This window comes from Vibrio sp. 10N.237.312.B06 (assembly GCF_041464685.1).
Lineage (GTDB): Bacteria > Pseudomonadota > Gammaproteobacteria > Enterobacterales > Vibrionaceae > Vibrio > Vibrio tasmaniensis_A.
Genome location: NZ_JBFSPI010000051.1, coordinates 1 through 17,201, shown reverse-complemented (window position 1 = coordinate 17,201; position 17,201 = coordinate 1). Strand labels below are relative to the sequence as shown.

14 protein-coding genes and 2 pseudogenes are annotated in these 17,201 nt (G+C 42.4%); 5 read left to right on the top strand and 11 right to left on the bottom strand.

From position 1 onward, the window contains the following. Positions 1 to 67: 67 nt before the first annotated feature. The 4 genes from crl to AB6C75_RS14550 form a co-directional block, all read right to left on the bottom strand. Positions 68 to 457 carry a sigma factor-binding protein Crl gene (gene crl, locus AB6C75_RS14565; RefSeq protein ID WP_372108041.1) on the bottom strand — a complete coding sequence of 130 codons (390 nt, stop codon included), beginning with the start codon at positions 455 to 457 and terminating at the stop codon, positions 68 to 70. Between the two features lie 143 nt (positions 458 to 600). Further along, positions 601 to 1,854, bottom strand: coding sequence for an esterase FrsA (gene frsA / locus AB6C75_RS14560; protein WP_372108040.1), 1,254 nt, complete (start codon positions 1,852 to 1,854; stop codon positions 601 to 603). Positions 1,855 to 1,943: 89 nt separating this feature from the next. Beyond that, on the bottom strand, positions 1,944 to 2,408 hold the full coding sequence (gene tet(34) / locus AB6C75_RS14555; RefSeq protein WP_009847475.1) for an oxytetracycline resistance phosphoribosyltransferase domain-containing protein Tet(34): 465 nt from the start codon (positions 2,406 to 2,408) through the stop codon (positions 1,944 to 1,946). 84 nt (positions 2,409 to 2,492) lie between these two features. Beyond that, entirely contained in the window at positions 2,493 to 3,782 is a 1,290-nt protein-coding gene (locus tag AB6C75_RS14550; RefSeq protein WP_012604654.1) for an NCS2 family permease, read from the bottom strand. A 1,064-nt stretch (positions 3,783 to 4,846) separates the two neighbouring features. Between AB6C75_RS14550 and AB6C75_RS14545 the strand changes: the two genes are divergently transcribed. Further along, a complete protein-coding gene (locus tag AB6C75_RS14545; protein ID WP_012604655.1) occupies positions 4,847 to 6,319 on the top strand; it encodes an aminoacyl-histidine dipeptidase in 1,473 nt (490 codons plus the stop codon). Positions 6,320 to 6,490: 171 nt separating this feature from the next. On the opposite strand, the gene AB6C75_RS14540 is transcribed toward AB6C75_RS14545, so the two are convergent. After that, on the bottom strand, positions 6,491 to 7,030 hold the full coding sequence (locus AB6C75_RS14540) for a DUF3332 domain-containing protein (RefSeq protein ID WP_102582454.1): 540 nt from the start codon (positions 7,028 to 7,030) through the stop codon (positions 6,491 to 6,493). A gap of 260 nt (positions 7,031 to 7,290) precedes the next feature. Between AB6C75_RS14540 and AB6C75_RS14535 the strand changes: the two genes are divergently transcribed. Continuing rightward, entirely contained in the window at positions 7,291 to 8,337 is a 1,047-nt protein-coding gene (locus AB6C75_RS14535) for a succinylglutamate desuccinylase/aspartoacylase family protein (RefSeq protein ID WP_012604657.1), read from the top strand. A 174-nt stretch (positions 8,338 to 8,511) separates the two neighbouring features. Here the strand turns inward: AB6C75_RS14535 and AB6C75_RS14530 are convergent, their stop codons facing one another. Beyond that, positions 8,512 to 8,829, bottom strand: a complete 318-nt coding sequence (locus AB6C75_RS14530) for a DUF3622 domain-containing protein (RefSeq protein WP_009847480.1) — start codon at positions 8,827 to 8,829, stop codon at positions 8,512 to 8,514. Positions 8,830 to 9,177: 348 nt separating this feature from the next. Continuing rightward, positions 9,178 to 10,362: an NnrS family protein gene (locus AB6C75_RS14525; RefSeq protein ID WP_372108039.1), complete on the bottom strand. Its 1,185-nt coding sequence runs from the start codon at positions 10,360 to 10,362 to the stop codon at positions 9,178 to 9,180. 307 nt (positions 10,363 to 10,669) lie between these two features. Between AB6C75_RS14525 and AB6C75_RS14520 the strand changes: the two genes are divergently transcribed. Beyond that, positions 10,670 to 11,224 carry a gamma-glutamylcyclotransferase family protein gene (locus tag AB6C75_RS14520; protein WP_009847482.1) on the top strand — a complete coding sequence of 185 codons (555 nt, stop codon included), beginning with the start codon at positions 10,670 to 10,672 and terminating at the stop codon, positions 11,222 to 11,224. Between the two features lie 408 nt (positions 11,225 to 11,632). Beyond that, a pseudogene (locus AB6C75_RS14515) lies at positions 11,633 to 12,757 on the top strand (phosphatase PAP2 family protein). On the opposite strand, the gene AB6C75_RS14510 reads toward AB6C75_RS14515, so the two are convergent. Further along, positions 12,741 to 13,670 (bottom strand): LysR family transcriptional regulator, encoded by a 930-nt coding sequence (locus tag AB6C75_RS14510; RefSeq protein WP_009847484.1) that lies wholly within the window; start codon positions 13,668 to 13,670, stop codon positions 12,741 to 12,743. The pseudogene AB6C75_RS14515 and the gene AB6C75_RS14510 sit on opposite strands and share 17 nt — an antisense overlap. A gap of 100 nt (positions 13,671 to 13,770) precedes the next feature. On the opposite strand from AB6C75_RS14510, the gene chrA reads away from it, so the two are divergent. Beyond that, positions 13,771 to 14,919 (top strand): chromate efflux transporter, encoded by a 1,149-nt coding sequence (chrA, locus tag AB6C75_RS14505; RefSeq protein ID WP_009847485.1) that lies wholly within the window; start codon positions 13,771 to 13,773, stop codon positions 14,917 to 14,919. A gap of 68 nt (positions 14,920 to 14,987) precedes the next feature. Here chrA and AB6C75_RS14500 read toward each other — a convergent pair whose 3' ends face one another. The 3 genes and pseudogenes from AB6C75_RS14500 to AB6C75_RS14490 form a co-directional block, all read right to left on the bottom strand. Further along, the gene (locus AB6C75_RS14500) at positions 14,988 to 15,707 is read right to left on the bottom strand and encodes a class I SAM-dependent methyltransferase (protein WP_371694910.1); all 720 of its coding nucleotides are present in this window, start codon (positions 15,705 to 15,707) and stop codon (positions 14,988 to 14,990) included. Positions 15,708 to 15,716: 9 nt separating this feature from the next. Further along, complete coding sequence (locus AB6C75_RS14495) at positions 15,717 to 16,646, bottom strand: glycosyltransferase family 2 protein (RefSeq protein ID WP_086048858.1); 930 nt, start codon at positions 16,644 to 16,646, stop codon at positions 15,717 to 15,719. Then, positions 16,639 to 17,201 (bottom strand): annotated as a pseudogene (locus tag AB6C75_RS14490) (hypothetical protein); the annotation flags it as partial. The pseudogene AB6C75_RS14490 and the gene AB6C75_RS14495, both read right to left, overlap by 8 nt.

The window sequence follows — 17,201 nt, the reverse complement described above, 5'->3', positions numbered from 1 at the left end:
GAATTCACAAGCAGAAAAGGTGCGAAATCGCACCTTTTTGCTTTATATAGAAGAGTAACCTTTAAAATTAGACGAATTCGACAGACTCTTCGTCTAACTGAACGCCGATTTCAAATTTCTTTTGAAGTTCATCAACCAGCTTTTGGTGAAAGGCTTCTTGAGTTCGAGAGACCTCAGCGATCGCCTTTTTAGGTAATGGCAAAGGCTCCCAGTTACCATCGATGTTGTATTTACCCGTGTTGTACTTCGCCGAGAATCCTTCTTCCGACTTATCCAACTCCAACCACCAGCCCCAAAACTCACGTTCTTCTGGTGATTTTTTATCGTTCACACACACAGACAAGCAATCAAAAATATAGTGGCCTTCTTCTGATTGCGGCTCCCTTAAGTAAGGGCCTATAGCCTTTAAAACATTTAACAAGCGATAATGCGTAGGTTGTTGTGTCACTTCTGACATATTGAATCTCCATTTCAATGTTAAGAATGACGTTACTCAGAATGTTATACGTAGAAACTACGCAATTGGATTTTATAAATTACCTCTGAGTATCAGGTACTTACTTTGTACACTTTTCATGCTTAACTAATTTAGGAGAAATGTCATCTAAATAATTCATCCTCAAGCCACTTTATCGCCAATTCGAGGGATTGCTCATAACCTTGTGTAATTGATTTAGCTTTGATTTTCTTCGCTTTACCGTAATCACTGTAAATAGCAACCAGTTGATTATCCATTGGAGGTGATACTGGGTCGCCCTCTAACGCTAATGCCAAGAGAGGCACACTGGTTTTACTGTTTGACAGCAAACCTTGCACCTTGAGTGACCACGCCATCAATTGCCCAGAAAGACTATTGATATCAACGGCCCCTTTACCAAGACGCGAAGCCAACACATCTAAATGCATTTTAGGCATCTGTTTCAATTTGTCGGCATGAACAAAGATATCGTGAATTGGTGCGCCTAAAGAGATACACGCTTTAATCTTATGTTGCTCAAGGAAAGATAATCTCACCATCGCATTGCCACCGAAGCGGAAACCAAACAAGCCAACCTTGTGGTGATCGACCCATGGGATGTTAGGCAACTCATTCAGCACTGCTTGGTGAAGACAAGATGAGTCTTCTGTTAACGGCCAATGTGCACTGTGTCCTATTGATGGCATGTCTACCGTTAACATAGCAATGTTCTTAGGTGCTAAGTAATCCCTAAACAGGCGCCACATATCGGTTTGCAAGCTATCTAGACCAGCGCTGACAATCACAACCGGTTGTGGTTTGTCTGTTTTGGTTAGATGCAAGTTCGCTTTGATCTTCTTGTTTTGGTATGGAATATCAATCTGTTTGACGATCAACTTCGTATGCTTAATTGCTTCAGAATAAGCTGCGTTGGCCAACACTTGAGCCTGAGCCGCCAAATTGTCGTTCTTGAGATGTGGGTAGCCAGCAATGCTGAAGCACAACGATGCTGAAAACAGCTCTTCAGCCATTTCTTCACCCTTCTTCTCGTTCGAGCGATTTTGATGCTGCATACCCAGTTTGGTCCATTCGTATGCCCAGTTACCACTTCGATAACCCATGACCGTATCAAGCCACTCATCGGTTGTACGAGAGTTATCTGATGACGCGATGCGAGCCAATACCGCTTCTTGCTCAATGGGGTTAACGCCTTGCCATACCCACTGAAGACGTCTTAGGTTTCGGTACCATGATGAGTTTTGCTGTTCACGCTTCTCATCCAATAGCGCTTCAGAGCTTGGCATGTATTGTGTCAGCATTGAGGTCTCTTTAGCCTGCTTGTGCTTTACAAACAAGGTTTCCGAAAGGTTTGAGCTCGTTTCTTCTGATTCAGACATTGGGATACTTAATAAGAAATGGTTGTTACTAATCATATAAAAAAAAATGACCCTATAAAGGGTCATTTCTCAAAAAACTAAGTTTACGCTTATTTTGACTTGCGATTTACCGGCTCAACGTAGCTTAGGCTAGTATCCCAAGGTTGCTCAATCCATGTGTCTTGAGCGATATCAACGATGTACTCGTCTAGCAAATCAGCACCAGATGGCTTTGCACACACAGCGATCAGTTTCGCTTTCGGATACATTTCACGAAGCTTGCGTGCAGTGTCACCACTATCAACAAGATCTTCAACGATTAGGAAGCCTTCGCCGTCACCTTCAGGTGCTTTAACGACTGTCATATCACGTTGGTGATCGTGGTCGTAGCTAGAAATACAAATCGTATCTACGTGACGAATACCTAGCTCACGAGCCAAGATTGCACCAGGAACCAAACCACCACGGCTCACTGCCCAGATGCCTTTCCACTGCTCTGCTGGCATTTGCTTTTCAGCAAGTTGACGGCAGTAAGTCTGCATGTTGTCCCAAGTGATAACGAATTTGTTGCTCATAGTATAAAACCTAATAATTTTGTCATGTTATTAGAGGCTATTTCAAACATAGCCTCTTCAGCGATTAAGCAGAAATCTAGACGATTAAGCGAAAGTATATTTAAGAATAAAGATAGCCGACATTACCCACACAGCAGGTGAAACGTCGCGACCTTTACCACTTAGCAGCTTAATTGCAGCGTAAGCGATGAAGCCTAGTGAGATACCCTCAGCGATAGAGTATGTCAACGGCATAAGCAGACATGTTACCACGACTGGGGCTGCTTCCGTAAGATCACGCCAATCAATACCAACTAGGCCAGACATCATCAAAATTGCTACATAGAACAACGCACCTGATGTTGCGTAGGCTGGAATCATACCTGCAAGCGGTGAGAAGAAAAGAGCCAGTAGGAACAAGATACCAACAACAACCGCTGTTAGACCGGTACGGCCGCCTTCAGCGACACCCGCAACACTCTCAACGTAAGAGGTTGTATTTGATGTACCTAGCAGTGCACCAATTGATGTTGCTGTTGAGTCAGCAAGCAGTGCCTTGTTCAGACGAGGCAGTTTACCGTCTTCTTTGATTAGGTTTGCTTTCGTTGCAACACCAACCAGAGTGCCCGCTGTATCGAATAAATCGACGAACAAGAAAGCGAATACTACTGAAATCATACCTATTTCAAATACAGCAGAGAAATCAAGCTGCATGAATGTTGGTGCAAGACTTGGTGGTGTCGACATGATGCCGCCGTATTGAACGTCACCAATAGCAATACCGACAGCTGTGATAGCTAGAATCGCAATCATTACTGCGCCTTTCACGCCACGGTGAACAAGAGCAATCGTAAGGAAGAAACCAAGCGCACCTAGGATAGGAGCAATCGCGGTAATGTCACCCAGTGAAACTTTCGTTGCAGGGTTAGAAACAACGATGCCAGCATTGCTAAGAGCAATAAACGCTAGGAAAAGACCGATACCTGCAGAGATACCAACACGCAGAGACATTGGGATCGAGTTGATAATCCATTCACGGATCTTAAAGATGCTTAAGAAGATGAAGATCACGCCCGATACGAAAACCGCTGCCAGAGCAACTTGCCACGTATAACCCATCCCCATTACAACAGCGTAGGTAAAGAATGCATTCAAACCCATGCCTGGAGCTTGAGCAATTGGGTAGTTAGCAACAAAGCCCATGATGAAACAGCCAATAGCAGCTGCTAAACAGGTTGCTACAAATACAGCGCCATGGTCCATACCAGCATCAGCTAGAATCATTGGGTTTACAAAAATGATGTAAGCCATTGTTAGGAAGGTTGTTAGACCTGCGATGATTTCAGTGCGCACATTGGTGCCATTTTCACTGAGTTTGAATAGCTTTTCGAACATTATCGAATCCTATAAGGGTAAAAAGTAAACGGTTGCGTAATCGATTGGCTGTGGATTATAAAGTTATCAAATAACAAATTCCAGATAGAATTAAGGCTCTAATCGATCTTTATCAGAATGCAGTATGAAACAGAGCGATTAAAAATGAAGACTGAAAGATAAAGTAACGATTAAAAACAATAAGATAAGTAAGATAAATACGATGAAAGTACTTGGCCATTTTTTAAACCATCAGTTATTTTCATTGAGAATCTAGCTAATAAATTCCGAATTCAAACCCACAATAGTTATGTATTTTTCAACAGGATCAGTAATAAGGCGCAAATTGATATTTCGGCGTTTAAAAAACAACCACGCAGAACAGCAGGAAAAGTGATAAGCGAAAGCGGTTTGGAAAAGTAGCAGGCAAAAAAAACGCCACTCAAAACTGAGTGGCGGTAGAATCTGTCAACCAAAAGGGCTGTAAAATAATTCCAATATATAGGGGTGAACAAAACTGTTCGAGTTACATGCTTGTGGTATTAGTAACCAAAGCTTGTAGGGTATGCAAAGTTGCTAGTGTAAACAGAGCTGTTAATCCAGAACATTGCAGATGGTAAACCTTTCATAACTATCACCTTAATAAATCAATAAAAAACGAATTTGATTTCTCGGTTCCTTGGAGGCGATAAAACGGACTCATCCTTTGAGCATTTACTCTTCACTTCAGAAGTTGGTTATTAATATACCCTAAAGAAAAAAGATTACAAGTATTTTTTGCTATACGTCACACTTTTGGCTATTTACGGTTATTTTACAAACTCATTCTTGTAATTAAATTACAAAATAGAATTAAACAAACGTTTGCCTGTACCGTTTATAAGCATCAACGCGCTTATTTATGATCAGATAGACAAGATCGCTTTCAAAATTTGAGCTATTTGAGGTTTAGAACCGCTACTCGTCAAAACGCTCAAGTGGTATGCTGTTGCCATCAAAACAGACCCATATTTTAGATTTTTGTTCTAGTTTTTTGCCATTACAAAACCTAAATATATGGTTATCAAATAAAAAAGGAGTCATCCGTGTCTGAATTCCATTCTGAGATCAGTAAATTGTCCCCTGCCCCTATTTGGCAGTTTTTCGATAAAATTTGTTCAATCCCGCACCCTTCGAAACATGAAGAAGAACTTGCTCAATACATTATTGCTTGGGCAACAGAGCAAGGCCTAGATGTACGTCGTGACCCAACGGGTAACGTATTCATCAAAAAGCCTGCAACGGCTGGTATGGAAAACAAAAAAGGTGTCGTGCTGCAAGCTCACATCGATATGGTTCCACAAAAGAACGAAGACACAGTTCATGACTTCGCTAAAGATCCAATCCAACCATACATTGATGGTGAGTGGGTTACAGCGAAAGGCACAACGCTTGGCGCTGATAACGGCATGGGCATGGCTTCTTGCCTAGCGGTTCTGGCTTCGAACGAAATCCAACACGGCCCTATCGAAGTTCTACTTACCGTAGATGAAGAAGCAGGCATGACTGGTGCTTTCGGTCTTGAAGCGGGTTGGTTAGAAGGCGATATCCTTCTTAACACCGATTCAGAGCAAGAAGGCGAAGTGTACATGGGTTGTGCTGGCGGTATCGACGGCGCAATGACATTTGAAATTGCACGTAACGCGATTCCAGCTGACTTCGTAACACGTAAGCTAACGCTAAAAGGCCTAAAAGGCGGTCACTCTGGTTGCGACATCCACACAGGTCGTGCAAACGCAAACAAACTGCTTGCTCGTTTCCTAGCGGGTCACGCAAAAGAGCTAGACCTTCGCATCGTCGAATTCAAAGGTGGTAGCCTTCGTAACGCTATTCCTCGTGAAGGTTTCGTAACGGTTGCTGTTCCTGCTGAAAACCAAGAGAAACTGGCTTCGCTATACAACTACTACACAGAGCTGCTTTCAACAGAGCTAGGTAAAGTAGAAGACAGCATCGTGACTTTCAACGAAGAAGCTTCTGTAGAAATGGGCGCACTTGCGTCAGCAGACCAAGCTCGCTTTATCGCGGCACTTAACGCATGTCCAAACGGCGTGATTCGTATGAGTGACGAGATTGAAGGTGTTGTTGAAACATCTCTAAACGTAGGTGTTATCACAACAGAAGAGAACTCAATCACAGTGCTTTGCCTGATCCGTTCTCTTATCGATTCAGGTCGTAGCCAAGTAGAAAGCATGCTTCACTCTGTTGCTGAACTAGCAGGCGCTAACATCGCGTTCTCTGGTGCTTACCCAGGTTGGAAGCCAGATGCAGATTCAGAAATCATGCACATCTTCCGCGACATGTACGAAGGTATCTACGGTCACAAACCAAACATCATGGTTATCCACGCTGGTCTTGAGTGTGGTCTATTCAAAGAACCTTACCCGAACATGGATATGGTTTCTTTCGGCCCAACCATCAAGTTCCCTCACTCTCCTGATGAGAAAGTGAAGATCGATACGGTTGAGCTATTCTGGAATCAAATGGTTGCACTGCTTGCAGCTATCCCAGAAAAAGCATAATTCGATAAGCTATGTATGTTCAATAAATGGTGTTTCCTATAAACAGAGCTCTTCACTAAATAGCACTTTTCAGTAAACACCGTTTATAGACACAAAATAAAACAGGTACTCAATGAGTACCTGTTTTTGTATCCAATCTTTGTAGCTATGTACTTGTGACTAAATAAACAATTAAGCGCGTGAAGCCGCGTAGCTTTCTAACTCATCAATTGAAGTTTGTGCCACTACTTCGCCGTCGATGAAATATGTCACCATCTCACCATCACGAACTCCGATCAATGTCGCACGCTCACCAGACTGGTAAGTGATATCCATTTGGATCGTGTTTTCGTCGATCTGCTGCATTTGACCTTTCTCAATCATATCAGCACTCGTAATAGGACCCACTGGTGCTTCAGTAAGTGACTTATCAAGCTGATGGTTGATATCAAGGTAAGTATCAATCTTAGTATCAAATATATGCGGTGCACCTGTTAGTGGATTGCTGCCCGTCCAGAACTCTAGTGAGTTGAATACCAAGTAATCAGCTGCAACTGTTAGACCGTAAGCCGGTGCAAGCAATATGTTCAAACCACCACGAGCGTAACGGTTATCAACGGCTTTAAGGTTGAACTTCATTAGGTAACCCGTTACTGCATTGCTACCAACACAGCCAGATAAAGCAACAGATACCACCGCTAGTGCTACAAGTTTTGAAATTGTTTTTTTCATTTTCATCTCGATATTTGAATTTGGCCGCCAAAAAATGGCGGTGGATAATAGCAACCAACCAAATGACAAATATCAGTGTACTGTCAGAAAAACCACAATTTGAAACACCCTATAATGAGTCAAATTAAAACTGGAAACTTATTTATAGACAACTCCATAGAAAAATTTTGTCGTCACCGTAAACCGATTGATTCGTACTAAAAATCAACGATTGGTACATTCCGTGTTAACGAATTATCACCATGTTGAGAACAACCTAAATGGCAAGACTAAAACCTAATCAACCATTCGAATTACTTGGTTATACTGTTCAGCCAGGACAGCGAATGGAGATTGAACTGCAAGCGGCTCAGCTTTACACGCACTCTCCACTTTCGATCCCGATTGAAATTATTCACGGTCGCCAAGCAGGCCCAACACTGATGGTAAATGCGGCTATCCACGGCGATGAGCTAAACGGTGTTGAGATTGCACGACAACTGACCAATGCGATTGATCCAAAGAAACTGAAAGGTACCTTGATTGTTGTGCCTATCGTTAACGTGTTTGGCTTTATCCATAAATCTCGTTACCTACCAGACCGTCGTGACCTAAACCGTTGCTTCCCTGGCAGTGAGAAAGGATCGCTAACATCACGTATCGCTTACACTTTCTTTGAGAATGTGGCGAAGCACTGTGATTTTATTTTGGATCTACACACAGGTGCGATTCACCGTACTAACTTGCCACAGATCCGTGCAAACCTGTCGAACCCAGAAACATTGCGCATCGCAAAAGCGTTCGCAACACCAGTGATCATTGACTCACCACTGCGTGACGGATCACTTCGTAGCGAAGCGGAAAAATTGGGTATCCCTGTATTAACTTACGAAGGTGGTGAAGCGTTGCGTTTTGATCACCTAGCGATTCGTGCGGGTTACCTTGGCGTACATCAAGTGATGAAAGAAATCGGCATGCTGCGCCCAAACCGTAAAAAGTTGCCAGAACCAGTGTTGAGCAAATCCACCAGCTGGATCCGCGCTGAGTCAGACGGTATTTTGCGTAACATGGTGAGACTTGGCGAACAAGTTGAAGCAGGACAAACTCTCGCTTACATAAGCTCTCCGTTAGGTCACCAAGAAGGCCAAGTGATCACAACCAAAGGCGGTATCGTGATTGGCCAACAAACTCTACCGTTGGTAAACGAAGGTGACGCAGTATTCCACATTGCTTACTTCAAACAAGATGACGATGAAGTGGGACAATCAGTTGAGAGCTATATTGAAGAAGTAGCGGAAGATGATTGGCTAACGGCGCTTAACAACTAATCAATGAATGACATGTAGTCACTAGCAAGAAGTGGCTACATTTTCGAAAATAAACTCCACAAACTAAAAAGCCCCAATACACTTTTGACTAGAAAGAAAAAAGTTATATTGGGGCTTTTTTTACTTGTCCCTTATCTTAAAATTAAGGAACCTGTAAATTAATTAAGCGCTAAATTACTCAGCGTCTTCTTGCTCTTCTTCACGAGCTTTTGCGCGTGCTTCACGTGCTTGCTCAGCTTTAAGTTCTTTAGTATGACGTAGTTCGTCACGCTCTTTACGCTGCTCTGATTTACGCTCGTTACGTTCAGCTTGGTTTGCGATGAAAGATGCTAGCTCTTTCTCTGCCCACTCTTGTGCTAGAGCTTCAGTTTCAAAACCAGACTCACGCTTAGATACTGTTGTGCTGCGAGACGTTACTTGACGAGTAATCTCGGCACACCAACCGTTGCGTTTTTCTGTAAGGCGGATATCAAATTTTTTGTTCTTAGACATGTTCTATTTTTTCCTAAGGGAGATCATTAAGGGATCGGTCAACTTTGATAACTCCATCTAAGTGAGCATCTTTTAACACCATCCCTTGGTAAGCGCGGTATTAGAGCACAAATCAATGAATATTGCTGCAAATATTTGCAGCGGATCACACTCCATTGCTGCAAATCGTTTGTGCCGGATTTCAATGGGTTCGTAACTCTCCGATTCACCATCAACTTCTATGCTATTTTATCGACAACAATGAAATGAACGGTTCTCAAACAGAGATAAATTAAAGCGATAACTAGCTGCGTTCAAAAAGAGAAGCTCATTGCTTCCCTTTAAAAATGTGTTAGAAAATCAATACGCTTACCCCGGATGACCATCCACTCTTGGTGTTAACAGCATCATGCCAAACTTCCAGATAAACAGACCAAACGCCAACGTCCATAAACCCGCGCTGATGTTGACCATCTCAAATAAGTAAGCAGGGAAGAAAGTGACACCTAAGCTACGAACTAATGCCGCGATAAAGATAGCCGAGAACGCCAGCGCCATACTTGGCCCTTTATAGATAGCACGGCCAGTGTGTCCCATGGTGACACGTGTGATCATCGCAAGAATGAGCCCACTCAAACCACCAATCGCAAACAGGTGCAGCATGTTATGGCTTGCAAATGGATTATCTAATAAGCCTCTTAGCAACAAACTCAAAGGAATACACAAATAAGCCGCATGCAGTGACCACACCAAAGGCTCAGACAACGTTGTCCAAGGCTTCCAACGAACAAAGCGAACCAACTGAGTCACACCTGCAAACACCATCAACTCATTGCCCACTTGAGCAAAGGTCAACGGGAAGAAGCTCAGCACAAACAATCCAACCAAAGGCAGGTTCGCTAGCCATTCCAACCAAACCAGTGGTTGTGCTTTTTCAAAGTCAAAACGACGGGCCGTGAAGAACGGGATAACTCGTCCACCCATTACGGATAATAGCAAGGTAAACCACCATAACATTGCGTGCCATACTGCAGACGATGGGAATGGAGGCATGCCTTTAATCGTCGCGTAACTAGCAAAGTTGGCGACGATAGCCAATATAAACAGCGGCACAAAAAACAGGTTCTTCCAGCCTTTCGATTTCACGACACGGAAACCAATCTCGTAAGCGGCAAAGATCAAGAACAACGCTTCAACCGATGAGATTAACCACAATGGCGCTGGTGTCCAAAATAGAATACGAGGTGCTAGCCACAAACCAACGAGCGCAACTAATCGATAATGTTTGGTTCCGTTGACTCCCGTCCACGTTTGCACGGCGGTTAAAACAAAACCAACCACAATCGCCATAGAAAAACCAAACAGCATTTCATGTACGTGCCACCAAAGCGCGGGCACTTTTAACACTTCAGGCTGACCATTTTGGAACATGACAACCCAAGCGACGATAGCAATCACGGCATAGAGACTGCCTAGAAAGAAGAAAGGTCTAAAACCTAAACGAAGATAAGCTGGAATCGCATCTTCTACGCTTTTATCTGTGATATTTAACAAACTCATTCCTCATTTCAGATAACAAGCCAAGTGTGGCTTATATTGAATTGCTACCAATAGCCAAATTCAAGGTGCAGTAATCATCACCGCAATATTGCCTAACACAATGCATGAAACGCGCCAAAGATATAAAACCAATAAAAACAAGCAACAAGGTGTATTTAGACATCAAAAAAGTGTCAATTAAACACACCACAACAAGTCATTTAGACTCGAGGGTGTGTAAAATAAAAAACTACTGACATTTGATGAAGCCAAACATATAGTAAGACTAGTCTCAAATACAAAAGAACAGACAGGGAACGCGATGTATATTTTTGGTTATGGTAGCTTGATCAACTCCTCTTCTCGTCAACTCACAGGTCAAACAGGACAAGCGATTCCTGCGATAGTGCACGGCCTAGTGCGTCACTGGAGTAAAATCGACGACAGCTATGTTTTGTCACCGTTGATCGTCAATCTTGGTGAGGGACAAGTGAATGGTGTTTTGCTGGAGGTCGATGATGTTGCGTTGGCTGAATTTGATCGTCGTGAGCGTGGTTATCACCGAATTGAGTTAAGAAACGATCAGATAGAGAGCCAAACCGAGTTTAAAGCGGATCAATCGATCTGGGTTTACATCAAAGACGAAATCGAAGCGCCTTGCGAAAACAGCCCTATCGTTCAAACCTATGTTGATACTGTCATGGCAGGATGTTTAGAGGTGTCTGAAAGCTTTGCAGCGCACTTTGTAGAACATACACAAGGTTGGCACCATCCATTAGAAAATGATCGCCACCAGCCGAAATACGGCAACCTTGCTGGGGTTTCTGATCACCACCACAGTGTGATTGATGGCTTGATACTGACCGTTCGTAGCTAGTTGATACTCATAATTTGTCGGTCTACATAGCTCGTTGCTCTTAGTCAGTGAGCTCGACCGTTAACTGTTCTAAATCGGGATTAAACAACTCAAACCTGTAAACACCTAAGGGGTTAGAGCTAACTTCGAACAAAAGAAAAAGCGCTAGAGGGAGCTAGCGCTTTCAAGACCAACTAAGTCCGTTTAGCCTGGTAGTTTTTTAAGCTATATCATTAGGATATAACCCATTTTTTTACTTAGGTAACTCAAAAAGCCTATTCTTTACGACTACTTTTAGTCGTAAATTAAGTATAGTCGGGTTGTGAAAAATGGAAGGTTTTATTTCGTTTATTTTTACCTTAGACACAAGGTTGAAAAGTAGAAAACCAGCTCAAATGAACTAACCTTTAATCATGATAGGAAATCTTGATGAAGGGCTATATGGATTCAGAGACGACCACCGCCAAATCCACTCCTCAAAAAGAACAATCAAACTTGTTATCGTCTTTACTTCATGAATTCAGAAGAAACAAACTGATTCTGTATTATGTTGCATTCATTGCCCCGTTTACCTTAATCATCAACATATTTGTTCCCGAGAATATGAAATATGACATCTATAGCTATATCGATGTTTTGATTACAATTTGCTCTGTCACTTTTACTGTTTGGGCTACGTATTACTATTGCTATTTATTGTTTAAACGAGAAAAAAAACCAACGATACGGTTAATAAAAAAAGTGAAATCGCTGCTATTTCCTATATCCAAGCCTATTTATTTTGTTTTGTTAATGCTCGTTTTAAACATCTCATTCTCGAGCTATACGTTTATAAAATCACTGATACCTCACTTCAATCCATACAATCTAGATCTTACCTTTTATCATTTAGATAAGTGGCTGCACTTCGGTGTATCCCCATGGGAAATAACACATTTTTTCCTGCCTAATGCGGCTTCAACTCTAGTGATTAATTTTCTATACAATTTATGGTTTTTTCTTATGTGGGGGATGTTACTTTTTTTCATTGTCTATCGGAAAAATGACCACCTGCGTAACCAATTTATCCTCACCTTTTTGATATCTTGATTTCTCCTAGGTAACGTCATAGCGACGCTGTTGTCGTCTGCGGGACCCGCCTACTTTCACCACTTCTATGAACAAGATCTCTATCTTAGGTTAATGGAACGTCTACAAGCGCAAGACCTCCAGTTAAAGCAAGCGAATCTATTCCCACTTTGGATGCTATCCGCGCAGGATATGCTTTGGGATAGCTATGTGACAGGAATAAGAGGCAGAGGAACGGGCATATCCGCCATGCCAAGTTTGCATGTAACAATCGCAGTGTTAATGGCTATGACCACATTCCGGTTAAACAAAAACTGGGGATATATTGCGTGGGTTTACGCTTTCTTTGTCCAAGTTGGGTCCGTTCACTTAGCGTGGCACTACGCAATAGATGGGTATATAGGCGCTCTAATGGTAGTTGCTCTTTGGCACTTAATTGGTTATTTGCTAAGAAGAAACGCGTCATCAATCACTCAGCCGCAATGACAATCTCAACCGCTTGAGAGATCACTTTCCTCAAGTGAGTGTTTTTGTCGTCTAATTGCTTTCCCTTACGATAAACCAGCTGTATATCAAAATCAGGAACATCTATCGGCGGAGCAACGGCTATCAGTGAACTGTCGACATTAGGGGCATTTCTAGCGACTAACTTAGGCACAATGCACAATAGCTTTCTGCCACTGATCAATCGTTTTACCGTTAAGAAGTTGCTTGAAGATATAGCCACTTTTCTGGTGTAGCCCAATTCAGACAATTTAGTATCAACTGCCGTTTTTAAGGCACCATTAGGAGACACTAAGGCGTGCTCCACAGAGACAAATGATTGTAATGACATAGGCAACTCAACATCCAAAACGGATGCATCAAGCAAGCAAACATGTTGCTCGGTATAGAGATGTTCAATGCCATATAGCTTAGGCACTTCACCAAAGCTGCCTATCGCAATGTCTAGCTTAGCCTCTTCAAATACCTGCTGGTAATTGTTTCGATTAACGTTAAGAAATGCGACTTGAGAGTTTGGCGAAGCTTGTTTAATAAAATCGAAGATCATTGGGCCAAACATCTGTTCCGCGTAATCGGTAAGTCCGATCTTCCAGCTGCCTTTATAACTATCAACTTCGAACCTTTTGGACAACAGAACTTCAGATTGAATAGTATTAAGCAACGCATCGACGGTGCTCGATAATTCAATGGCTCGGTCGGTCGCCTCCATCTTGCTACCGACACGCTCAAACAGAGGATCATCAAACAACTTTCGCAGTCTTTGTAAGCTATGACTCATCGCTGATTGGCTGACATAACAACGCTCAGCCGCTTTGCTCACACTGTTCGTTTTATACAGTGCCTGTAGTGCAATCAATAAGTTAAGATCAATTCCTTTCCAGTTAAAGTCAGCCACAAACCAATCCCATATCATTCATAATTATAATTAAAACAATTAATTTGAATCATAGTACAACTCCACCTAAATTACGCTAAACATTTATCTGGAATCGATCATGCTTTCAATTTTTAAAACCTTTTTCTGGCTTGGCTGGATTAGCTTTGGTGGACCAGCGGCACATATTGGCTACTTCCGTAAAACCTTTGTTGAGAAACTGAATTGGTTATCCGACGAAGAGTACGGGCAAATTGTCGCCCTCAGTCAATTTCTGCCGGGTCCAGGCTCAAGTCAGGTTGGCTTTGCGGTTGGTTACAAAAAAGGTGGCTTAACCGGTGCGATTGCCGCATTTGTAGGCTTCACCTCCCCTTCTGTCATCCTAATGTTGATATTGGCCTTAGTGAGCAACCAGTTGTTGGAAGCACCGCTTTTCATTTCAATCATCCACGGACTTAAGCTACTCGCAGTCGTGGTTGTAGCTGACGCCACTTTCGGCATGTACAAAAACTTTTGCCAATCAAAGGTAGCAACAGCACTGTGTGTAATCACCGCGATTGTTCTACTTTTGATTCCTGGGATCTGGCCTCAAGTCTTAGTGCTCCTATTTGCAGCGATGGTTGGCAGTAAGTTCTTAACCTCGCAAGACTCAAAAACAACGCCTTCGACACATAAGATATCCATAACACCGCTAGTGATTTTTGTAGCACTACTGATTGGTTTACCTCTGTTCAGTGCATACTCTCAAGGCATTGAAGTATTTGGTTTATTTTACCAAGCAGGTAGTTTGGTATTCGGTGGCGGGCACGTGGTTCTTCCATTGCTACAAAATGGTATTGGCGACCAACTGTCTCAAGATACCTTCCTAACAGGCTATGCCGCTGCGCAAGCTGTACCTGGCCCAATGTTTACATTAGCCACTTATCTAGGCTATGTGTTGATGCCATCGGCACCGATTACAGGTGCACTGCTCGCAACAGTTGCGGTGTTCTTACCGGGTTTCTTATTGCTACTGGCTGTACTGAAGAATTGGCAGGCGATTGCAAGCAAGCCTTTGGTGGCAGGTGCTCTTACCGGTGTGAATGCAGCAGTTGTTGGTCTATTGCTTGCGGCTCTATACCAACCCATCTTCACAAGCGCAGTGAGCAGCGGCATAGACTTCGCTCTGATCATTGTTGGTGTGTGGTTATTAAAAACCGTAAAGGTCCCGATTGTAGGGTTAGTGGGTGTGTTTATGTTGTTTGGCGCAATTACAGGTTTGGCGATCTAAGCAATAAGTGAGAATAAGAAGTGAGTGGTTTCATCACTTACTTCTTACTTTTAAAAACAGAGGCACCTTTAATTTCCCGATAGCGGTTTAATACCATGAAAGTTGAAGAACAAATTGCAATCAATAAGCGGCACAAAGCTCAGCGGCCAAAATGATTTTTGGTGTTCAGGAAGGTAATACCTTAAGAAAGCGATTAAGTTATTGCATGGATTGACATGCTCTCTCGCCATAATGTAATCGTAATGCCACCCCTTCTGTAAGGCGTGTTTTCTTGTCGTCATATAGCGACCGATTTTCCAAGCGACCCCAGGATCGGTAGGAATCAAAATAGACAGAGTGCCTCCAGGCTTTAACACTCTTAACCACTCTTTAATCACCAAGTGAGGCTCGTATAAATGCTCCAATATATGGGTCGCGATAACACGATCGAAGCTATTAGTTTCAAAGTCTAATTGCCGAGCATTGGCCAAATTGAAAACAAGCTTACCGTTAGAACCAATATGATTGAGTTGCTCTTTTGCCACCTCAAGCGCCGCAGCATCGCCATCACTCACGATATACTCGTCAAAGGTGTGTTTGACGTGCAGCAAGTGTTCACCTGTACCGGAGCCCACTTCTAACACTCTCGAAAAGTGTTCACTTTCACCAAATGGCTTTTCACATGCTATATGACCAGCTCTCATCACATAACCCGTTGTATTGCCGTTATAAACTCGCTCATCATATTCGTCACTGAAACGAGATAAATAATCGATCCACTCTTTGTCTTCATCCTTGCTTGTTCTCATGCTTGATTCCTATTCAGATAGCGTTTTATCACTCGTTCGTAATATAGAAAGGATCCTCATCTCTCGCCTACCTCGTGATACGTTGTCGAGTATCAACCCACAGAAAAAAGACATCACCGCTATCAATGCAATTGAACTAGACAAAATAGCAGTAGGCACCCTTTCGACGAGCCCAGTATCGATGAAGTCGATGATAACGGGGATTCCTAAAACCAATGAAATGAAGCAAAGCAACATAGACAATACGCCAAAGAAGAACATTGGCTTTACATCTCTCAATAAGAACAAAATGAAATTGAGAATTTTGAGCCCATCACTAAAGGTATTCAATTTGCTGGCTGTGCCTTCAGGCCTTGATTGATATTGCGTCGAAACTTCTTTGATTGGCATATTATGATGTAGCGCATGAACGGTAAGCTCTGTTTCTATTTGGAAGCCATCACTGAAAATGGGTACGGTTTTGACAAATCGATGGCTCATAATTCGATAACCAGAAAACACATCACTCAATTGAGCATTGAATGCTAAATTAATCAGCGATGAAAACAGCTTATTTCCTAGGATATGCCCTTTGGGATAAGCCATTGAAGCTCGCTCTCGACTTCCAATAATCATATCGAGTTTTTCATTATCCAATTGTTCGATCAGCGCAGGGCATATTGACGCATCGTAAGTGTCATCACCATCAGCCATCACATAGATATCAGCATCAATATCAGAGAACATTCGCCTGACAACCTCCCCTTTACCTTGGCGAGGCTCATGTCGAACAATAGCCCCAGCTTGCAAGGCCTCGTTTACCGTGTTGTCGGTTGAGTTATTGTCATAAACATAAATAGATGCATCAGGTAAAGCCTGCTTAAAAGACATAACTGTCTTCCCAATAGCACCCGCTTCATTAAAACATGGGAGCAATACTGCTAATTTCTGCTTATTCATTCTCACCCCTCACTTTAAAAACTCGGTAACCATCCTTAACTCCGTCGTATGTCACCTCTAGCCAATCTGGAACATTATCCCCATGAAGCCTTTTAACTAGAGAATTATCGCTTCCCGACGCCTCCAGAAGAGATAAATGAGGGTCATTACCAATCAATATATAATCAACCCTTTTGTCTATTATTTCTTTTCTTGCTAAGAGCATGTCCTCTTCTAGCATCACTTCAATTAGGAATTGGTTGCCAGCAATATTTCGATGGTAAGGCGCTGCAATGATACTGTTGTTGGTTTTTGCTAGTACAGGAGCGCCGGTTTCTATCCCAGAAAGAATTGTATGTGAATTAATACCGTTATCTTTTAATACTTTAAATATATCTGGTGGGTTTTCTATATTATCAAAAACAGTGGTTACTTTTTCTTCTGGTGACAAAATAACAATAAAAAGTGCTAAAGCTAAAGGAGCACCAGAGAAGATAACAATAATTTTTAGAACTGAATATCTAGGGCGTGTTGATCTTTCGTGAGTGTTTTTTGAACAGCATGGTAAAGAGTTAT

Bases quoted from the DNA above. Each gene is read 5' to 3' on its own strand.
- AB6C75_RS14535 (WP_012604657.1), top strand. From the start codon at position 7,291: ATGGCAAGACTAAAACCTAATCAACCATTCGAATTACTTGGTTATACT.
- crl (WP_372108041.1), bottom strand. From the start codon at position 457: ATGTCAGAAGTGACACAACAACCTACGCATTATCGCTTGTTAAATGTT.
- AB6C75_RS14550 (WP_012604654.1), bottom strand. From the start codon at position 3,782: ATGTTCGAAAAGCTATTCAAACTCAGTGAAAATGGCACCAATGTGCGC.
- AB6C75_RS14520 (WP_009847482.1), top strand. From the start codon at position 10,670: ATGTATATTTTTGGTTATGGTAGCTTGATCAACTCCTCTTCTCGTCAA.
- AB6C75_RS14500 (WP_371694910.1), bottom strand. From the start codon at position 15,707: ATGAGAACAAGCAAGGATGAAGACAAAGAGTGGATCGATTATTTATCT.
- AB6C75_RS14540 (WP_102582454.1), bottom strand. From the start codon at position 7,030: ATGAAAAAAACAATTTCAAAACTTGTAGCACTAGCGGTGGTATCTGTT.
- AB6C75_RS14495 (WP_086048858.1), bottom strand. From the start codon at position 16,646: ATGAATAAGCAGAAATTAGCAGTATTGCTCCCATGTTTTAATGAAGCG.
- chrA (WP_009847485.1), top strand. From the start codon at position 13,771: ATGCTTTCAATTTTTAAAACCTTTTTCTGGCTTGGCTGGATTAGCTTT.
- frsA (WP_372108040.1), bottom strand. From the start codon at position 1,854: ATGTCTGAATCAGAAGAAACGAGCTCAAACCTTTCGGAAACCTTGTTT.
- AB6C75_RS14530 (WP_009847480.1), bottom strand. From the start codon at position 8,829: ATGTCTAAGAACAAAAAATTTGATATCCGCCTTACAGAAAAACGCAAC.